The following is a 16,152-nucleotide window of genomic DNA, read 5'->3' on the forward strand; positions in this document are numbered from 1 at the left end:
CTTTTAGTGATGTCAAAGTTGCCCATATGCTTTAATACATATTGTCTAACCTTGCGCTCCTCTGCTTGGTCTCTCCACTCCCCAGCGTGTTTGCCTTTATGATGGATAAACGAATTTTTTGTTAAACGGGGAATGTGATCAGATTCTAAATTTGAGAGATCAACTGGCTTAGATCTAATTAGATTTGCTAGCTCCTCTTGTGTCATGTCTTCGGGTTGTTTCAAGTGCTCCCCTTATTAAATACTTCATCTTGGGGGAGGATACAGACGTTCTAAAAAGCTTATCTCCTCCATTATCTCTATCCCTAGCTTTTTAGCCTTTTGCAATTTACTCCCCGGATCCTCCCCACAGATGAGTAAATCTGTTTTAGAACTCACCCCGGTTTGTAATTGCGCCTAAATTTTCAAGTAAGGCACTAATTTCTGCACGCAAACTTTTTAAACTACCTGTAATCACGATCTTTTTATCTTTAAAAAAAGAGGGGGTTACTTTTCTTTCTGAGGCTATGGGGTTTATAAAGAACGCTAAGGATTGGATAAACCCCACACAACCAAATTCAAATCCTCACAATCTGCGCTCCAGAACCCCCTAGTTTTAAGGGGGCATCGCAAAAATCTAGTACTTTGGGGTGGTTTTTAAGCCAGAGTCTAATGGCTTGGCGTAAAATGCCCTTGCCTTTTCCATGGATAATCACAACCTCATTAAACCCTGCTAGAAGCGCGTTAGATAAAAACCCTTGCAGCTCTTCTAAAGCCTCTTGTACATCTAACCCACACACATCTAAATGCATGTTAGCCTGTGCTTTTGGTTTAATCTCTAATTTAACTTGGGGTTGTTTGCTTGTTTGGTTGGTAGCAACTTGTAAATCTGTACCTCTTGCTTTGATTTTAAGCCCATTATCTAAAGCCACCACAAATAAATCCCCACTTTTAGCGATGATACGCCCCTTTTCTTTGCTACTAGCTTTTTTATAGATCACTAGCGTGCCTAATTCTATAGATGTGGGTTTATTGGGCTCTTTAGGTGCTTTAGCTAGATCTTTTTTTAGATCCAGTTGGATAGCTTGGATACTTTGGTGGGCTTGGCTTTTATTCTGGGATTTTTGGAAGTTCTTTAAAGCCTCTTGTAACTCTCTTAATGCCTTGTAATAACTTTTCTCTAAAGTATTTTGCTTTCTTTGTTGTTGTTCCTCTAGGTTTTTTAGTTTTTCTAAACCCTCTTGTTGCAGAATTTCTAGGGCTTGACTGCGCTCTTGTAAACGCATGCGCTCCAAGCTTAATTCTTGTTCAAGAGCGCTTGTTCTTTCAATTAACGCGCTTAGATTTTCTTGATCCTGCCCATAAAGATGTTTAGCCATTTGTACTAATTTTAAAGGTATTCCATATCTTAAAGCACTCTCAAAGGCATAACTTTTACCAATGAGTCCGGGAGTAAAAGTATAAGTAGGCATTTGGCTTTCTAAATCATAATTAGCCGCTAAGAGTTGTACGGCTTTATTTTTGGCTAGCAACATGGCTAGATGTTTATGATGCGTGGTGATGACAACCCTTGCATTATTTTCTACCAAGTGCTCTAAAAGCACCTTATACAAACAACTTGCCTCAGCCGCATCGGTGCCTAATTCAATCTCATCAACCCCTAATAAAAGATCAGATTTATCCAAAACTTGGTGGAAATCAAGCATGCGCCCTGCAAAGGTAGAAATGTCATTTTTACTATTCTGCGGATCGTTGATAATGGCATGGATATTCTCTATATAAGGGACTTGGGAGTGGTGTGGGTTTATTTTAAAGGGTAAAAAGTGTTTGGCTAAAAACACGGCGCTTAAAATGGATTTAAGTAGCATTGTCTTACCCCCAGTGTTAACACCAGTAATGAGTAAGAGTTGTTTATCAAAATACAAAGAAATAGGCTTAGGGTTTTTAAGATTAGGGTGGGCAAAGTCTTTTAAAATAAGCATACCTTCTAAATTAGGCTTAATAAAAGAAAGATTTTCAGCTTTAGCAAAGAATACCCGGGCTTGCAGGTGATCCAGATAGTCAAACTGGCGATCTAGGAAGCGTAAAAATAAAAAATGGGGGTGTAAATTTTGAGTCCAATGGGTACAAATCCGCCTAATGCACAGTTCAATTTCTAATTGCTTTTCTTGGATTTTATGGGCGAGATTTTTAGCCTCCAAAGGTTGGATATAAAACTGCCCGCTATGCGATCGCTGTATTACCACCCCTTTAAGTACATGTGAAAAACCCGGCTTAAGCAAGAGAGTTTCTAAGCCTTGCATGAAATGTACTTGTCTATCCACTAAATAGGGTTCTAAAGCACTTTGGCTTAGAATTTGGCTAAAAACCTGCTGTTGTGCGCGCTTGAGTCGCTCTACGCTCTCTAATAAAGCGTCTAAATCGGCATAAAATCCTGTTTTAAAAGCGGGGGTATCTGCCATTTGTTTTTCTAAGTCTAAAAGGGGGGCGGGAATCTGGATATTCTGGATATAATCAAAAAGATAGGGCTGTATTTTAGAATCGGTGTTTTTCTTAAAAACTAGTAGATAGCGAGTCATCTGGGTAAATGCAAACAAGGTTTCAAGCTGTAATATCCCGCCTTTTTTAAAAGACTTTAAAGCCTCTTGTAAAAAAATAACCGCTGGGGGCGGGTTTATTTGGAGTGTTTCTAATTCTTTTAAGTGTTCCCAAATATAAGGATTTGTGCTAGCAAGGGCAAAGTCTTTAGGGCGTGCTAAAAAACTCTTGAAACGCTCTAAAAACCCTTCTAAATCTAGTTGTAAGGGCAACATCAAAGAATCTTACAGGTTGGTAGTTGCACTAATATCCCCTGCATAGAAGTGTTTTGTTTGCCTAAAAAACTTAGCGTTTTTCTTACTAAACTAAAGGTTTTAGAGTTGACTTTAACACCCTTGCATTCTAGCTCATCGCCGCGCAAAAATGCCCGTTCTAATGCCATGTGGGTTTGGTTAATCCGATCTTGCTTGTAAGTGTAAACACCCAAAGCCCCCCCCAAAGCCATTAAAAAGATCAAAACAACAAGTTTTTGTAAAATCCCTTTGGCAAAAAAATCTTTGAGTAAAAACCATAAAAGTACAAGTACTAATAAAAGAATCACCCATGCTAACAAAACACGCCTCTGAGTTGATCGGTGATGTCTCCTGCGCCAAATCCAATCACTAGCCCCCTTTTAAGGGTGCGGACCTTTTGCTCCCCTACAAAAAAATCTAACCCCTCTTCTGTACGCCAGACTCGATTAATCAGGGTGGGTTGTAGGTGTTTAAAGAGTTCTAATAAGTCTAGCTCACGGGGTTTTTCACCGGCTCTATAAACGGGTAGAATATAAAGATCGCGAATAATAGGGTGCTTGAAACACTCTTGAAACCCCTCTAAATTATCTAATAAACGCGAAAATTTATGGGGTTGCCAAATGACTAGGGCATCTGACATGCCTTTTAAATCCGCATAGGTTTGTAAAGCCTCTAAAGTGGCGCTAATCTCTGTAGGGTGGTGGGCATAATCATCAATGATGATAAGTTCTGTTTTTTGCAAAATATCAAACCGTTTTTTAATCCCTTTAAAATCTAAAAGATTTTGGCGCAAAGTTTCTAAGGGGAGTTCATCTTGGGCGGCTAAAATTGCCAAAGCCGCATTAGTAGCCGTGTGTGCCCCTAGCCCCCACACTTCAAAAAACCCTAAATCTTTGAATTTAAAACGCGTATAAGGCTCTTCATCTCTTAAAAAATAACTAATTTCTGAAATATCTTGATTGGGGTAGAGTCGTTTGGCTTTTAAATCTAAAGTGCTTAAGAAAGGATCATTAGCATTAAAAACACGCTTTTTACCTAGCGCTAAAAATTCCTGATAAGCCGCATAAAAAGCCTCTAAATTATAATCATAGCCATCTAAATGTTCTACCTCTGCATTGGTTACGATGGAGTAATAAGGATTTGAGTGTAAAAAACTTTGATCGGACTCATCGGCCTCAAAAACTAGGCTATGGCTATGGCTTTCTTTCACATTTGATCCAAAAGCCTTACTAGTTGCCCCAATAATAGCCCCAAAGTGGGGCAAAAGAGCGCTTAACATCGCGCTTGTACTGCTTTTTCCATGCGCGCCGCATACGCTAAAAACTTGCTTATCCCCTAAAATATACTCTAAAGCTCTTTTGCGCGATAAAATGATGCAATTTTTTTCCATAGCGGCCACAATTTCTACATTCTCGGCTTTAATAATGGCAGAGTGTACCACCACCTCTTGATCCTCAAGCGCGTCTTTGCTATGGGGGATAGTAATAGGAATATTTAGACTTCTTAAATAGCGCGTAATAGAGCTCTCTACAATATCTGATCCACTCACAACTGCCCCCTGTGCTTTTAAATATTTGGCCAATCCTGAAATGCCAATCCCACCAATGCCAATAAAGTGGATTTTATAAGTGTGGATAGGGCGCTTTAGCATGGATAGAATTTATAAGTCTCTAAAGTACTTTTGAGGCGTTCTAAAGCGGGTTTTAAAATTTCAGGGGTTTGTACTAAAGCAATGCGCACAAAATCTCTAGTGTGTGGGCTTTCTAAATAGCTTAAAAAAGATCCGGGTAAAACTTTTAGCCCGGTTTGTTCGTATAAATAGCGGGTAAATTTTTGCCCATCTGGTACTTCTAGCCACACATAAAAACTAGTAGGGAATATAGGGACTTGTAAAATCTCTTGGGCAAGTTTTAGATTAGTGGCATAGATCTCTTGGATAGATTGCTGGGCATGATTATCTAGCCACCCTATAGCACTGGCATGTTGGAGTGGTAGAGGAATGGCACACCCGCTATAAGAGCGCAAGGTTTGGTAGGCCGCAAGAATGCTTGCATCTCCGGCAATATAACCGCTACGCAGTCCCGGGGCACTCAAAGACTTAGAAATAGAATTCACCGCTAAGACATTTTTAAACTCAAAATTGCCTACAAGTTTACAGGCTTCTAAAATGGAGGGGGGGGGAGTGGCGCTATAAATGTTGCTATAACATTCATCATTGAGCAAAACAAAATCCTCTTCAAGGGCGCGTAACACCCAAGTTTTAAGCTCCTCTAAATCTAAGGTACGCCCGGTAGGGTTGTTTGGAGAATTAAGAATAACTAAATCCGGTTTGCTATCTTTAGGCAAGAGGGGCGTAAAATTATTTTCTTTAGAAAGGTCCATGAAAATCACCTCTGCTCTAGCCATTCTAGCGCTAGCTAAATAGACCTTATAAAAGGGATTAGAAAAGGCCATTTTAGGGGAGTGTTTGTTGTGCAAATAAAAAAGAGGGAAACCAAAAAGCACCTCTTTAGAGCCAAGTGTGGGAATGATTTGCCACTTTTGCAAATCTAACCCAAAACGCCTTTTAATAAAACTAATCTGTGCTTCTTTAAGAAATTGCGTATCTTTGCTTTTAGGATAAAACCGTAAGTCGCTTGTGTGCTCTTTTAAAGCTTTCTGAATGGAATAAGGGGTTTCAAACTGGGGTTCACCGATGGAAAAATCTAAAGGCTTAATTGCAGGAGTAACATCTCCTAGCAAGGCGTTTAACCGCTCAAAGGGATAAGGCTCAAACATAACAACCTCCGCAAAAAAGGCCATTATACCTAAATTCCCTACTCTTGGATCGTTTGGCTCGGGCTTGGTGTTTGTGGTTTTGTGCTCTGGGTCTTGTTTGTAGGCTTGTTTGGCTTATAAAAAGGGGGGGCTTTATAGCCACAACCGGTTAATAAACATGCTAAAATAAGTCCATGAAAGATGTACAAAGTATCCTCTCCTCCATTCTACAAGCGCCTTCTCTCAACCCTCTTAAAATGCGCCTAGAATTGGATAAATTAAAATTATTTCTCCCACCAGCTGTGAGTATGGGGTTAATCTCTATTGTAATAAAAAATTCTAAACTCTTGCTTGTATTTAAACACCCAAGTACGCGTTATTATTTTCAAGCAAATTACCAAGAATTTAGCCAAACTTTATTACAGGCCATTAAAGAATTAGATATTACAGTACCGCCTGACTTAGAAGTACAAACCTATATACCTTGCCGTATCGCTCAAAACTTTGAGAGTAAAGCGCCTAAGGCCACTTATACAGAACGATCTGAAGGGCATTTTATTAACCATGCAATAGACCCAGAAATTTATGCAATCTTTGAATTAATCCGTACATGTGTTAAGCATAATCATGGATATTAATACTCTTGCTAATTTGCCCACTCATAGCGGCATTTATCTGTATTTTGATAGCAAGCATAGATTACTCTATGTGGGGAAAGCTAAGAATTTACAAAAGCGCATATTAAGCTATTTTAAAATCAAAGAGGGGCAGGTTTTAGCTAACCCTAAAAATAGTTTGCGCATGCAACGCATGGTAGCCCAAATTGCCACCATTCAAACACAATTTGCCGCTAATGAAGAAGAGGCGCTACTTTTAGAAAACCAAACAATTAAAGCTAACCAGCCCAAGTATAATATTTTGCTCAAAGATGATAAAACCTACCCTTATATCTGTGTGGATTTAACTAAGCCCTATCCTTTTTTTGAATTAGCCCGTAGAATCAAACCCGGTTATACCGGTTTTGGTCCTTTTAGTAGCGGGGCTAGAGATATTTTAGAAAGCCTGCTTGAATTTGTACCTTTAGTACAAAGCAAGGCGTGTTTACAAGGCAAAAAGGCCTGTATTTTTTATCAAATGCGCCGTTGTAAAGCCCCTTGTGAGGGTAAAATCACCCAGCAAGATTATGCCTTATTAGTTAAAGAAGCTTTAGGCTTATTAACCGATAAAAGCAAGCTCGTAGCTTTAGTAGAACAACGCATGCGTACACTAGCTTTACAAGAGCGTTTTGAAGAGGCAGCGATCTATCGCGATCATTTACAAAAAATCCAAGCCCTTTTAAAGCGATCAGAACAATTCCAAGAAAAACTAATCTACGCCCTGCAAACTCTTTTTAAGCTACAAAAACTCCCCCAAAGAATTGAAATTTTTGATGCCAGCCACCACGCACAAACCCATTGTGTAGGGGGTATGGTGGTGTTTTCTCATGGAAAATGGCTTAAAAGTGCTTACCGGCGTTATTTATTGCAAGGCAAAGATGAATATAGCCAAATGCGTGAAATGCTAGAAAGACGGCTAAAAAATCTAAAAGAAATACCGGATTTATGGCTCTTAGATGGGGGCAGGGCGCAGGTGTGTTTGGCTGAGGATATTTTAAAAGCTGCTGGGTTTGATATTAAAGTTTTAGGGATTGCTAAGGCTAAAGTGCGGGGCAGGGCTAAGCGTGCTGGAGGAGATGTAGAAGATGTGATCTATGAATCTAATCAGACATGGCATCTTAAAGCACAAGACTCATGTTTGCAATTCTTACAAAAACTTAGAGACGAAGCCCACCGCTTTGCTATTTCCTATCACCGGTTAAGAAAAATCAAAGCGCTGGTCTAATGTTTAAAGTTAAGTAGCTACTTTCTGGGGTTAGCCTCAGTAACGCGGATCGTGCGCCCCATAAAATCAGTGTTATCTAAACTAGAGATTGCCTTTTGTGCTCCTTCATCTTCCATTTCCACAAATCCAAAACCCTTAGGTCTTTTAGTCTCTCGATCCTGGATCAACTTCACCGAATTGACAGCGCCAAATTGGCTAAACAATTCCTCAACATCTTGGTTTGTAGCGCTATAAACCAAATTCCCGACATAAATGTTTTTCAAAATCCTTCTCCATGGCTAATCTTGAACTAAAGAATAAACTAAAGGCAGTCTGATCCTAGCGCAAAATAATTTAAAATAGACTGAAAATCTTATTCATTACGCAAAATCGCTAATACATTAACACCTGAAGCCTTGAGTGCAGGATAGTAAGAGGATAGCGCTACGATAATTAATGCCCCAAGTACAGTGCCTAAAAAATCCCCCATAGAGAGGTCTAAGGGTAATTTATCCATGCCATAAACATCAGCAGGTAGAGAAATGATAGGGAAGGTTTTTAAAATCCATAGCACCAAAAAAGCTAAAAGAATGCCTAAAATTATACCCCCCATACCAATTACAGCCCCTAAACTAAAAAAGGCTTTCTTAATCTCTTGTTTTGTCGCGCCTAAACTGAGTAGTAGCGCAATTTCTTTACGGCGATTCATCACCACCATGAGTAAAGAGCTAATGATATTAAGAGAGGCCATTAAAATAATGAGCATTAAAACGATGAAAAGCGCGCGTTTTTCCAAAGCCATAGCCGAGAAAAAATTCCCATTTTGTTGCCACCACCCTTCAATATCCACCCCATTATTAGGGATACTCTTTAAAGCTTGTTTGATTCTCTTTAAATCTTGCATCGCATCTTTAGAATAAATATGCACCCCATCATAAACCCCCTCTGGTAAATCTCTAATAGCGCGCAAAGCTTGGATATTAGTGTAAAGATAACTCCCATCATAGGCTTTTAAACCGGATTCAAAATACCCTTGCAGATTAAAGCGTTTCATGGTGGGGGAGAGTACAAAACCGGTGGGTTCTAATTTAGTGAAAAATAAATCAACTTGCTTGGCTTGCGCTAGCATTAAAGATTCTTTAAAACCCTTGCCAGCTACTAAATTAAAAGGATTTTGCATGAATATTTTTAATTTTCCCTCCAACCCCTTTTTAAGGATATGATTAATCCGCACCTCTTGTTTGATATTGACCCCAAAAAGCATGCCCCCACTTAACATGCCATTAAAACGCGCCATCACTTGGGCTTGTAAAAAAGGGCTAAAGATAAGATGGGGGAAGCGTTGTTCTAAAGCAATCACGGTTTTTTGATTAATTCCATAGTAGCTAGTGGCATAAAGGGTAAGAGGATAATTCATGACAAAAAGTTTATTTTCAAATTCCTTCCCCATGCCATTCATAATAGCCATTGCCACAATTAAAACCATCACCCCCACCCCCACCCCTAAAAAGGCTAAAAGCGCGGTGATACTAATAAAGGGCTGAGTCTTATCAAAACGCAAGTAACGGCGGACTAAAAAGACCGCTAAAGAGGAGGGCTTAAACATCAACGGGGCTTATTTTGTGGGGCAAAGATTCCTTTTTTAGGGCCACTTTTAGCATGGCAATGTTTATACTTCTTGCCACTCCCACAAAAACATGGAGCGTTGCGCGTCATGGTTTTACCCTGCTGTTTAGGCTCTGTCTCCCAGTTATTTAATCCTAGTTCAATATTTTGGTTATTAAAACTTAAATCTGTCTGTGATTCTTCTAAGCTACTTAAAAGTTGTTGACTCTGATCGGGCGCATCGGCTACTAACTCAAGCTTATGAAAGGTTTTAATCGCCTCTAGTTTGATTGAATCAATGAGTTCTAAAAAGAGATTATAACTTTCCTTTTTATACTCCACTAAAGGATCTTTTTGGTTATAACCTCTTAGCCCGATACCGGTTTTAAGATTATCCATTGTGTAGAGATGTTCGCGCCAAGCCTGATCTAAAATCTGTAAATACACGATTCGCTCAATTTTATTTTGATCCTCCATGTGAGCCATTTTAGCGCTATATTGCGCCTCTAAAGCCTCTAAAATAAAATTTTCTACAGAAGTTAAGTCTCTTTGCTCTAATGCATTAAAATCTAGGTGCAAATTAAATTCTTCTTGCAAATTTTGGGCAACATGGACTAAATCCTCATCTTGAAAATCCTGTTCTTTAAAAGCCTGATTTGTTTCTAAAATACGGCCTATGGCGTATTGGCGGTTTTCTGCAATGCGCGCGCCAATATCATAAGAATCGTCTAATAATTCGTTTCTAAATTTATACACCGTCTTTCTTTGCTCATTGGCCACATCATCGTATTCTAAAAGGTGTTTACGGCTCTCAAAATGCAAGGCTTCTACTTTTTTCTGCGCATTTTCCACTGAGCGCGTAACAAGTCTAGATTCAATATACTCCCCATCTTGTAGCCCTAGTTTTTCCATCACCCCCTTAATGCGCTCACTCCCAAAAATGCGCAACAAACTATCCTCTAAACTCAAATAAAACTGACTCACCCCTGGATCTCCCTGTCGCCCGCTTCGGCCTCTTAATTGGTTATCAATGCGTCTACTTTCATGGCGTTCTGTGCCAATGATATAAAGCCCGCCTAAATCCTTAACTTCTTGGCCAAGTTTAATATCCACTCCGCGCCCGGCCATGTTAGTTGCAATAGTAACTGCCCCCTTTAACCCGGCATCTTTAATGATTTCAGCCTCTCTAGTGTGCTGTTTAGCATTAAGTACAGTGTGAGCAATGCGCTCTTTTTGTAATAAAGCATGCAAAGCCTCGCTTTTTTGGATACTAGCCGTCCCTACAAGTACGGGTTGGCCTATGGCGTGTAATTCTTTAATCTTAGCCACCACTGCTTCAAATTTTTCTCTTTCACTCTTATAAATCAAATCATTAAGGTCTTTGCGCTGGATGGGTAAATTAGTCGGGATTGACACAACTTCTAAATGATAGATTTCTAAAAACTCTGTGGCCTCTGTTTGGGCAGTACCGGTCATGCCAGAGAGTTTTTCATAAAGTCTAAAGTAATTTTGAAAAGTAATATCTGCTAGGGTTTGACTTTCCTCTTTAATCCCAACTTTTTCTTTTGCCTCTAGGGCTTGGTGTAGTCCCTCACTAAAGCGCCGCCCCTCGCTTAAACGGCCGGTAAATTCATCAACAATTACCACCTCCCCATTAGCCACTACATAATCTTTATCCCGCGCAAAGAGATAATGCGCCTTGAGCGCTTGATCTAAATGGTGGGAGAGAATGGCATTTTCTAGGCTATAAAGATTATCCACCCCAAAGAGTTCTTCAGCCTTTTTAATCCCTTTTTCGGTGATTAAAATCACGCGGTTTTTCTCATCAATATTAAAATCTTCCTCCACTTTCATGCGCTGGGCTACTTGATCAGCCCGTCCGTAATTTTCCATGCGTTTATTAACCGGACCGGAGATAATTAAAGGTGTACGCGCTTCATCAATTAGAATTGAATCGACCTCATCTACAATAGCAAAGGCGTGTTCTTTTTGTACCTTTTGATCTAAAGAATATTTCATGTTATCGCGTAGATAATCAAAGCCAAATTCATTATTTGTACCATAAACCACATCGCAGGCATATATCCCCAAACGCGCCTCATCATCTACTTCCCCAGTTACTACGCCTACACTATAACCTAGAAAATTATAAAGAGGTTGCATTTCCTTAGCATCGCGTTGGGCTAGATAATCATTAACCGTAACTACATGCACGCTATGCCCATTTAAAGCATTAAGGGCTACGGCTAAAGTGGCTACTAAAGTTTTGCCCTCCCCAGTTTTCATCTCAGCAATTTTGCCTTCATGTAAAACCATGCCCCCGATGAGTTGGACATCAAAATGGCGCAGGCCAAGCGTGCGTTTGGAGGCCTCTCTAGTGATGGCAAAACTCTCAGCCAACACCTCGTCTAAGCCTTTTTCTTGACTTTGAACCTGTACTTTTAAATTATCAAAACGCGCCTGTAACTGCGCATCGCTTAGGGCTATCATTTCTGGCTCTAAGGCATTGATTGTCTCTACGCGTTTTTTATAATTCTTAATCGCCCGTTGGTTTCTAGTGCCAATGATTTTACTGAGCATGGCTTTAATCATATTTATCCTTTAGCTCAAGGATACTTGAATTGTGTTGGTATTGCATAAGATCGGATTTTAACAAAATCTTGTAGAATCCCCAATAAAACAAAGGGAGTAAGCATGCGTTGGTGTATTTTTCTACTTTTTTTACATTTTTTGGTGGCTGCGCCCTTGCAATTTACAAGTCTAAGCGCGCATTTTAAACAAGAGGTTTTAGGCACAAAACCCTCCCCTATTAATCCGGTTTATGAGGGTGAGGTTTTAGCCAAAGCCCCTTTTTATGCCAAATGGATTTATAACAAACCTAGCCCTAAAGAGGTGTATATGCAAAATAAACAGGTGATTATTTATGAACCTAAGCTATTGCAAGCCACTTTTACTAAACTTAGCAAAGACCTCAATTTTTTTACTATCTTACAAAAAGCTAAGTTACAAAAAGATGGCCGCTATAAAGCCAAGATCAACCAAACCACTTATTACCTCACTTTAAAAAAAGGGTTACCCATTCAGTTAGATTTTATTGATAAACTCCAACACAAGGTGCGCATTACTTTTAGCGATGTCAAAACAAATATCTCTTTGGAGTCTGCTTTATTTGAATTTACCCCTCCAAAGGGTGTTGATATTATCAGGCAATAAGGGTATTTTAAGGCATTTTATGCTAGGTAACGCATGCCTTTAGGAAAATATGGCGGTTAAAGCCGTGAAAGTGAGGTTTTGGTTCATGAATTTGCAAGGAGAAGATAGGCTTGTCCTAATTAAAACACTTCGCCAGAGATTGCACACTCTACGAACCGAATATGAGGTTGCTAGGAATAAGTTAGACGCGCTCAAATGCAGATGTGCGCAGTTAGAAGAACAATGCGGATGTACAGATAGTGCATCAGATGATTTAGAGGTAGATGAAGAGCAGAGGTGCTGTTAGAGTAGCCTTAAGCGCTGTTTTGGGCTAGCCCGGTCTTTTTTGTTATAATGCTAATTAAAAGACCGGTAAGCAATGTATCTTGATACTTTAAACCAACTATGCGCTAAACAAGATTTAGATTCTTCACAGATAGAGGCGCTTTTTAAGGCAATTGTAGAGGATCGTTTAAGCCAAATTGAGCTAAGCGCCCTTTTAATCGCCCTCAAATGCAAAGGAGAGAGCCCTTTAGAAATTGCTAGCGCGGCTAAGGCTTTGTTAGTGGAGTGCCCTTTGCGTGGTGATTGGGTGGATAATTGTGGCACGGGTGGAGATGGGATTAAAAGCATTAATATTAGTACCATGAGTGCTTTGGTGTGTGCCTCTTTAGGTGTTAAAATGGCTAAGGCGGGCAATTATAGCGCTAGTGGAAGCGGGAGTGCAGATTTACTCCAATGCTTAGGGCTAAATCTATCCATGCCACAAGAGCGCCTTAGCATTAGTCTTGATCAAACTAATTTTGCCTTTCTCTTTGCACCCCTTTATTACCCCAGCTTTGCTAAAGTGGCTAAACTTAGACGCGCTTTACAAACCCGTACTATTTTTAATTTACTTGGGCCTTTGCTTAACCCTTTAAGGCCAACTATCCAGCTATTAGGCGTTTATGATGCAAAACTTTGTTATCCTTTAGCTTTGGCTTTACAAGAATTAGGGGTACAAAGAGCTATGGTGGTGCATGGATCGTCTACAGATGAAGTTGCCTTACATGGAAAAACCTTTGTTTGCGAGTTAAAAGAGGGAGAAATAACGCAATATGATTTATACCCCTCAGATTTTGGGCTTAAAAGTTATCCATTAGATATAATTAAAAGCACGGGTTTAAAGCAAAATGTACAAATTTGTTTAGATATTTTACAAGGCAAGGGTACAGAGGCACATAAAGCTAGTATTGCGGCCAATAGTGCTTGCGTGCTTTATCTAACCGGTAGGGTAGATGATCTTAAAGAAGGGGTAAAGATGGCCCAAGATTGCATGCAAAGCCAAAAAGCTTATGAAAATTTAGAGAGGATTATTAAAATTAGCCATGCATGATTTTTTAACCACTATGTTAGAACATAAAAAATTAGAGGTGCAGTCTTTAAAGAATCGTTATGTCATTTCTGAGGCGCTTAAACCTAGTACGCGAGATTTTTCTCAAGCACTACAAGAGAGGCGTACTAGTTTTATTTTAGAGTGCAAACAAGCCTCCCCTTCTAAGGGTTTGATTAGAAGCGATTTTGATTTGCTTAGAATTGCTGGAGTATATGAAAAATACGCCACTTGTATTTCTGTACTCACCGATGAAAAGTATTTTCAAGGTTCTCATAACGATTTACAGATCATAGCCTCTAATACAAGTAAACCTATTTTATGTAAAGATTTCATCATTGATTCTTTTCAGGTACGCCTAGCCCGTTTTATGGGTGCTGATGCGATTTTATTAATGCTTAGTATCTTAGATGATAATACTTATACTAAGTTAGCCACTTTAGCTAAATCCTTACAAATGGCGGTTTTAACAGAGGTACATAACCAAGAAGAAGTACAAAGAGCTTTACACTTAGGCGCGTCTATTTTAGGCATTAATAATCGCAATTTAAAAACACTCAAAGTTGATTTACACACCACCCTAGAGTTACGCCCCCTAATTCCAGATGATAAGATCATCATTAGCGAATCAGGCATAATTAGCCATGCTGATGTTAAAAAACTCTGTGGGCATATACATGGCTTTCTAGTGGGTAGCTCTTTAATGTCTCAGAAAAATCTCAACAAAGCCTGTAAAAAACTCATCTTAGGGGAAAATAAAATCTGTGGCCTTAAGCGGGTTAAAGATGCTAAAGCCGTCTTTAAACACGGGTTTATTTATGGCGGGTTGATCTTTGATTCTGAATCGCCGCGCTGTATTTCTCTTAAAAAAGCGGCTAAATTGATTAAAAAAGTGCCTAAACTAGACTTTGTAGGGGTATTTGTCAAAGCAGATATTAAAACCATTATCCAATATACATGCCAGTTGCGCTTAAAAGCCATACAGCTACATGGAAACTACACCTCTAAACAAATTGCGCTTTTAAAACATGCCCTCTCTTGTGCGATTTGGCAGGTAGAGCGCGTTGATGTTAATGCGCATAAATTAAGCGCCCACACTTTGCATGCGGATTTAATTTTATATGATAGCAAGGGTAGTAGAGCTGGAGGCAATGGCATAGCCTTTTCTTGGGAAATTTTAAGCGGATTATCCCATTCATTTATGCTAGCTGGGGGGTTAAATGCTAGTAATTTACAAAGAGCTATTAGTACAGGCGCGCTGGGTTTAGATATTAATTCAGGTGTGGAAAATACACCGGGTAAAAAGAATAAACAAAAGATCGCACAAATTGCAAAAATGTTACGGGAGTATTGATGGATCGCTATTTTGGAGAATTTGGAGGGTGCTTTGTCCCTGAGGTTTTAATGCCGGCTTTAGAGCAACTCCAAGAGGCCTTTAGAGCATGCTTGCATGATTTAGATTTTCAAGCTGAGTTTAGCCGGTTATTAAAGGATTTTGTGGGGCGTCCTAGCCCTTTAACTTTGGTGCAAAATGTGGTGCAAAATCCCAAAGTCAAACTTTATCTAAAACGCGAAGATTTAATCCATGGCGGGGCGCATAAAACTAACCAAGCCATTGGCCAAGCACTTTTGGCTAAAAAAATGGGTAAAAAACGCATCATTGCTGAAACAGGTGCAGGCCAACATGGGGTAGCAAGTGCTATTGCCTGTGCCCTTTTGGGATTAGAATGTGTAATTTATATGGGAGAAAAAGATATTCAAAGACAAGAACCTAATGTCTTTCGTATGCGTTTAATGGGGGCTGAGGTGATTAGCGTAAAAAGCGGATCGGCTAGTTTAAAAGATGCGATCAATCAAGCCCTTAGAGATTGGGCTAGTTCTTATACCACTAGCCACTATTTATTAGGTACAGTTGCTGGTCCCCACCCTTACCCGCAAATGGTTAAACACTTCCAAAAAATTATAGGCACAGAGAGCAAAGCCCAGATTTTAGAAAAAGAAGGGCGGCTACCAGATTATGTGATCGCTTGTGTGGGAGGGGGATCTAATGCTATTGGTATTTTTTCTGGCTTTTTAGAAGATAAGAAAGTGGAGTTAATTGGCGTAGAGCCAGCCGGGTTAGGTTTAGAAACGAATAAACACGGGGCGGTGTTGTGTAAGGGAAGTGTAGGGATTTTACATGGCAGTAAAACCTATATTTTACAAGATGATCAAGGGCAAATTTGTGAGAGTCATAGCCTTTCTGCTGGATTAGATTATCCGGGAGTGGGTCCTGAACATAGCTATTTAAAAACAACAGGGCGCGCGCGCTATGTAGCCATTAGCGATCAAGAGGCCTTAAAAGCCTTTGTAAAGCTTTGCAAGACTGAGGGGATTATCCCTGCTCTTGAAAGCGCCCATGCTTTAGCCTATGCTTTAAAGATAGCCCAAAGTTGTACACAAGAGACGCTTATGGTGGTTAATTTAAGTGGGAGGGGCGATAAGGATTTGATAAGTGTACAAAAAGCGTTAAAAACGCTTGGGGATCAAAATGACGACTAAGGGTGCATAGAACAGC

General features: G+C 39.7%; 15 protein-coding genes. 6 read left to right on the plus strand and 9 right to left on the minus strand.

Annotation, left to right across the window (positions count from 1 at the left end):
* The 6 genes from G6Q00_RS06245 to G6Q00_RS06270 form a co-directional block, all read right to left on the minus strand.
* Nucleotides 1–224: hypothetical protein (locus tag G6Q00_RS06245; protein ID WP_163532030.1), on the minus strand; the 224-nt coding region annotated here is incomplete at its 3' end.
* 21 nt (nucleotides 225–245) lie between these two features.
* A complete protein-coding gene (locus G6Q00_RS08615) occupies nucleotides 246–377 on the minus strand; it encodes a BRCT domain-containing protein (RefSeq protein WP_240331025.1) in 132 nt (43 codons plus the stop codon).
* A gap of 179 nt (nucleotides 378–556) precedes the next feature.
* Nucleotides 557–2,794: an endonuclease MutS2 gene (locus G6Q00_RS06255; protein WP_163532456.1), complete on the minus strand. Its 2,238-nt coding sequence runs from the start codon at nucleotides 2,792–2,794 to the stop codon at nucleotides 557–559.
* Entirely contained in the window at nucleotides 2,791–3,129 is a 339-nt protein-coding gene (locus G6Q00_RS06260; protein WP_205426547.1) for a hypothetical protein, read from the minus strand. The genes G6Q00_RS06255 and G6Q00_RS06260 overlap by 4 nt, the downstream gene beginning before the upstream one ends.
* A complete protein-coding gene (gene murC / locus G6Q00_RS06265; protein WP_163532457.1) occupies nucleotides 3,123–4,460 on the minus strand; it encodes a UDP-N-acetylmuramate--L-alanine ligase in 1,338 nt (445 codons plus the stop codon). Before murC ends, G6Q00_RS06260 begins: the two co-directional genes overlap by 7 nt.
* Entirely contained in the window at nucleotides 4,454–5,587 is a 1,134-nt protein-coding gene (locus G6Q00_RS06270; protein ID WP_163532458.1) for a succinyldiaminopimelate transaminase, read from the minus strand. The genes murC and G6Q00_RS06270 overlap by 7 nt, the downstream gene beginning before the upstream one ends.
* Before the next feature lie 173 nt (nucleotides 5,588–5,760).
* On the opposite strand from G6Q00_RS06270, the gene G6Q00_RS06275 reads away from it, so the two are divergent.
* Nucleotides 5,761–6,204 carry a hypothetical protein gene (locus G6Q00_RS06275; RefSeq protein ID WP_163532459.1) on the plus strand — a complete coding sequence of 148 codons (444 nt, stop codon included), beginning with the start codon at nucleotides 5,761–5,763 and terminating at the stop codon, nucleotides 6,202–6,204.
* Nucleotides 6,194–7,447: a GIY-YIG nuclease family protein gene (locus G6Q00_RS06280; RefSeq protein WP_205426548.1), complete on the plus strand. Its 1,254-nt coding sequence runs from the start codon at nucleotides 6,194–6,196 to the stop codon at nucleotides 7,445–7,447. Before G6Q00_RS06275 ends, G6Q00_RS06280 begins: the two co-directional genes overlap by 11 nt.
* A gap of 17 nt (nucleotides 7,448–7,464) precedes the next feature.
* Here G6Q00_RS06280 and G6Q00_RS06285 read toward each other — a convergent pair whose 3' ends face one another.
* The 3 genes from G6Q00_RS06285 to secA form a co-directional block, all read right to left on the minus strand.
* Entirely contained in the window at nucleotides 7,465–7,710 is a 246-nt protein-coding gene (locus G6Q00_RS06285) for an RNA recognition motif domain-containing protein (protein ID WP_034375995.1), read from the minus strand.
* An 89-nt stretch (nucleotides 7,711–7,799) separates the two neighbouring features.
* Complete coding sequence (locus tag G6Q00_RS06290; RefSeq protein WP_205426549.1) at nucleotides 7,800–9,032, minus strand: ABC transporter permease; 1,233 nt, start codon at nucleotides 9,030–9,032, stop codon at nucleotides 7,800–7,802.
* Entirely contained in the window at nucleotides 9,032–11,623 is a 2,592-nt protein-coding gene (gene secA, locus G6Q00_RS06295; protein WP_205426550.1) for a preprotein translocase subunit SecA, read from the minus strand. The genes G6Q00_RS06290 and secA overlap by 1 nt, the downstream gene beginning before the upstream one ends.
* Before the next feature lie 102 nt (nucleotides 11,624–11,725).
* On the opposite strand from secA, the gene lolA reads away from it, so the two are divergent.
* The 4 genes from lolA (at nucleotide 11,726) to trpB (ending at nucleotide 16,136) form a co-directional block, all read left to right on the plus strand.
* On the plus strand, nucleotides 11,726–12,244 hold the full coding sequence (gene lolA, locus G6Q00_RS06300; RefSeq protein ID WP_163532462.1) for a LolA-like outer membrane lipoprotein chaperone: 519 nt from the start codon (nucleotides 11,726–11,728) through the stop codon (nucleotides 12,242–12,244).
* Between the two features lie 358 nt (nucleotides 12,245–12,602).
* A complete protein-coding gene (gene trpD, locus G6Q00_RS06305; RefSeq protein ID WP_163532463.1) occupies nucleotides 12,603–13,598 on the plus strand; it encodes an anthranilate phosphoribosyltransferase in 996 nt (331 codons plus the stop codon).
* Nucleotides 13,591–14,949 carry a bifunctional indole-3-glycerol-phosphate synthase TrpC/phosphoribosylanthranilate isomerase TrpF gene (gene trpCF / locus G6Q00_RS06310; RefSeq protein WP_163532464.1) on the plus strand — a complete coding sequence of 453 codons (1,359 nt, stop codon included), beginning with the start codon at nucleotides 13,591–13,593 and terminating at the stop codon, nucleotides 14,947–14,949. The genes trpD and trpCF overlap by 8 nt, the downstream gene beginning before the upstream one ends.
* Nucleotides 14,949–16,136 (plus strand): tryptophan synthase subunit beta, encoded by a 1,188-nt coding sequence (gene trpB, locus G6Q00_RS06315; RefSeq protein ID WP_163532465.1) that lies wholly within the window; start codon nucleotides 14,949–14,951, stop codon nucleotides 16,134–16,136. The genes trpCF and trpB overlap by 1 nt, the downstream gene beginning before the upstream one ends.
* The last annotated feature ends 16 nt before the right edge of the window (nucleotides 16,137–16,152 follow it).

Source organism: Helicobacter suis, from assembly GCF_902196125.1.
Classification (GTDB): domain Bacteria; phylum Campylobacterota; class Campylobacteria; order Campylobacterales; family Helicobacteraceae; genus Helicobacter; species Helicobacter suis_B.

Coding starts and splice junctions, on each gene's coding strand:
- trpCF (WP_163532464.1), top strand. CDS start 13,591: ATGCATGATTTTTTAACCACTATGTTAGAACATAAAAAATTAGAGGTG.
- trpD (WP_163532463.1), top strand. CDS start 12,603: ATGTATCTTGATACTTTAAACCAACTATGCGCTAAACAAGATTTAGAT.
- trpB (WP_163532465.1), top strand. CDS start 14,949: ATGGATCGCTATTTTGGAGAATTTGGAGGGTGCTTTGTCCCTGAGGTT.
- G6Q00_RS06290 (WP_205426549.1), bottom strand. CDS start 9,032: ATGTTTAAGCCCTCCTCTTTAGCGGTCTTTTTAGTCCGCCGTTACTTG.
- lolA (WP_163532462.1), top strand. CDS start 11,726: ATGCGTTGGTGTATTTTTCTACTTTTTTTACATTTTTTGGTGGCTGCG.
- G6Q00_RS06270 (WP_163532458.1), bottom strand. CDS start 5,587: ATGTTTGAGCCTTATCCCTTTGAGCGGTTAAACGCCTTGCTAGGAGAT.
- G6Q00_RS06280 (WP_205426548.1), top strand. CDS start 6,194: ATGGATATTAATACTCTTGCTAATTTGCCCACTCATAGCGGCATTTAT.
- secA (WP_205426550.1), bottom strand. CDS start 11,623: ATGATTAAAGCCATGCTCAGTAAAATCATTGGCACTAGAAACCAACGG.
- G6Q00_RS06275 (WP_163532459.1), top strand. CDS start 5,761: ATGAAAGATGTACAAAGTATCCTCTCCTCCATTCTACAAGCGCCTTCT.
- murC (WP_163532457.1), bottom strand. CDS start 4,460: ATGCTAAAGCGCCCTATCCACACTTATAAAATCCACTTTATTGGCATT.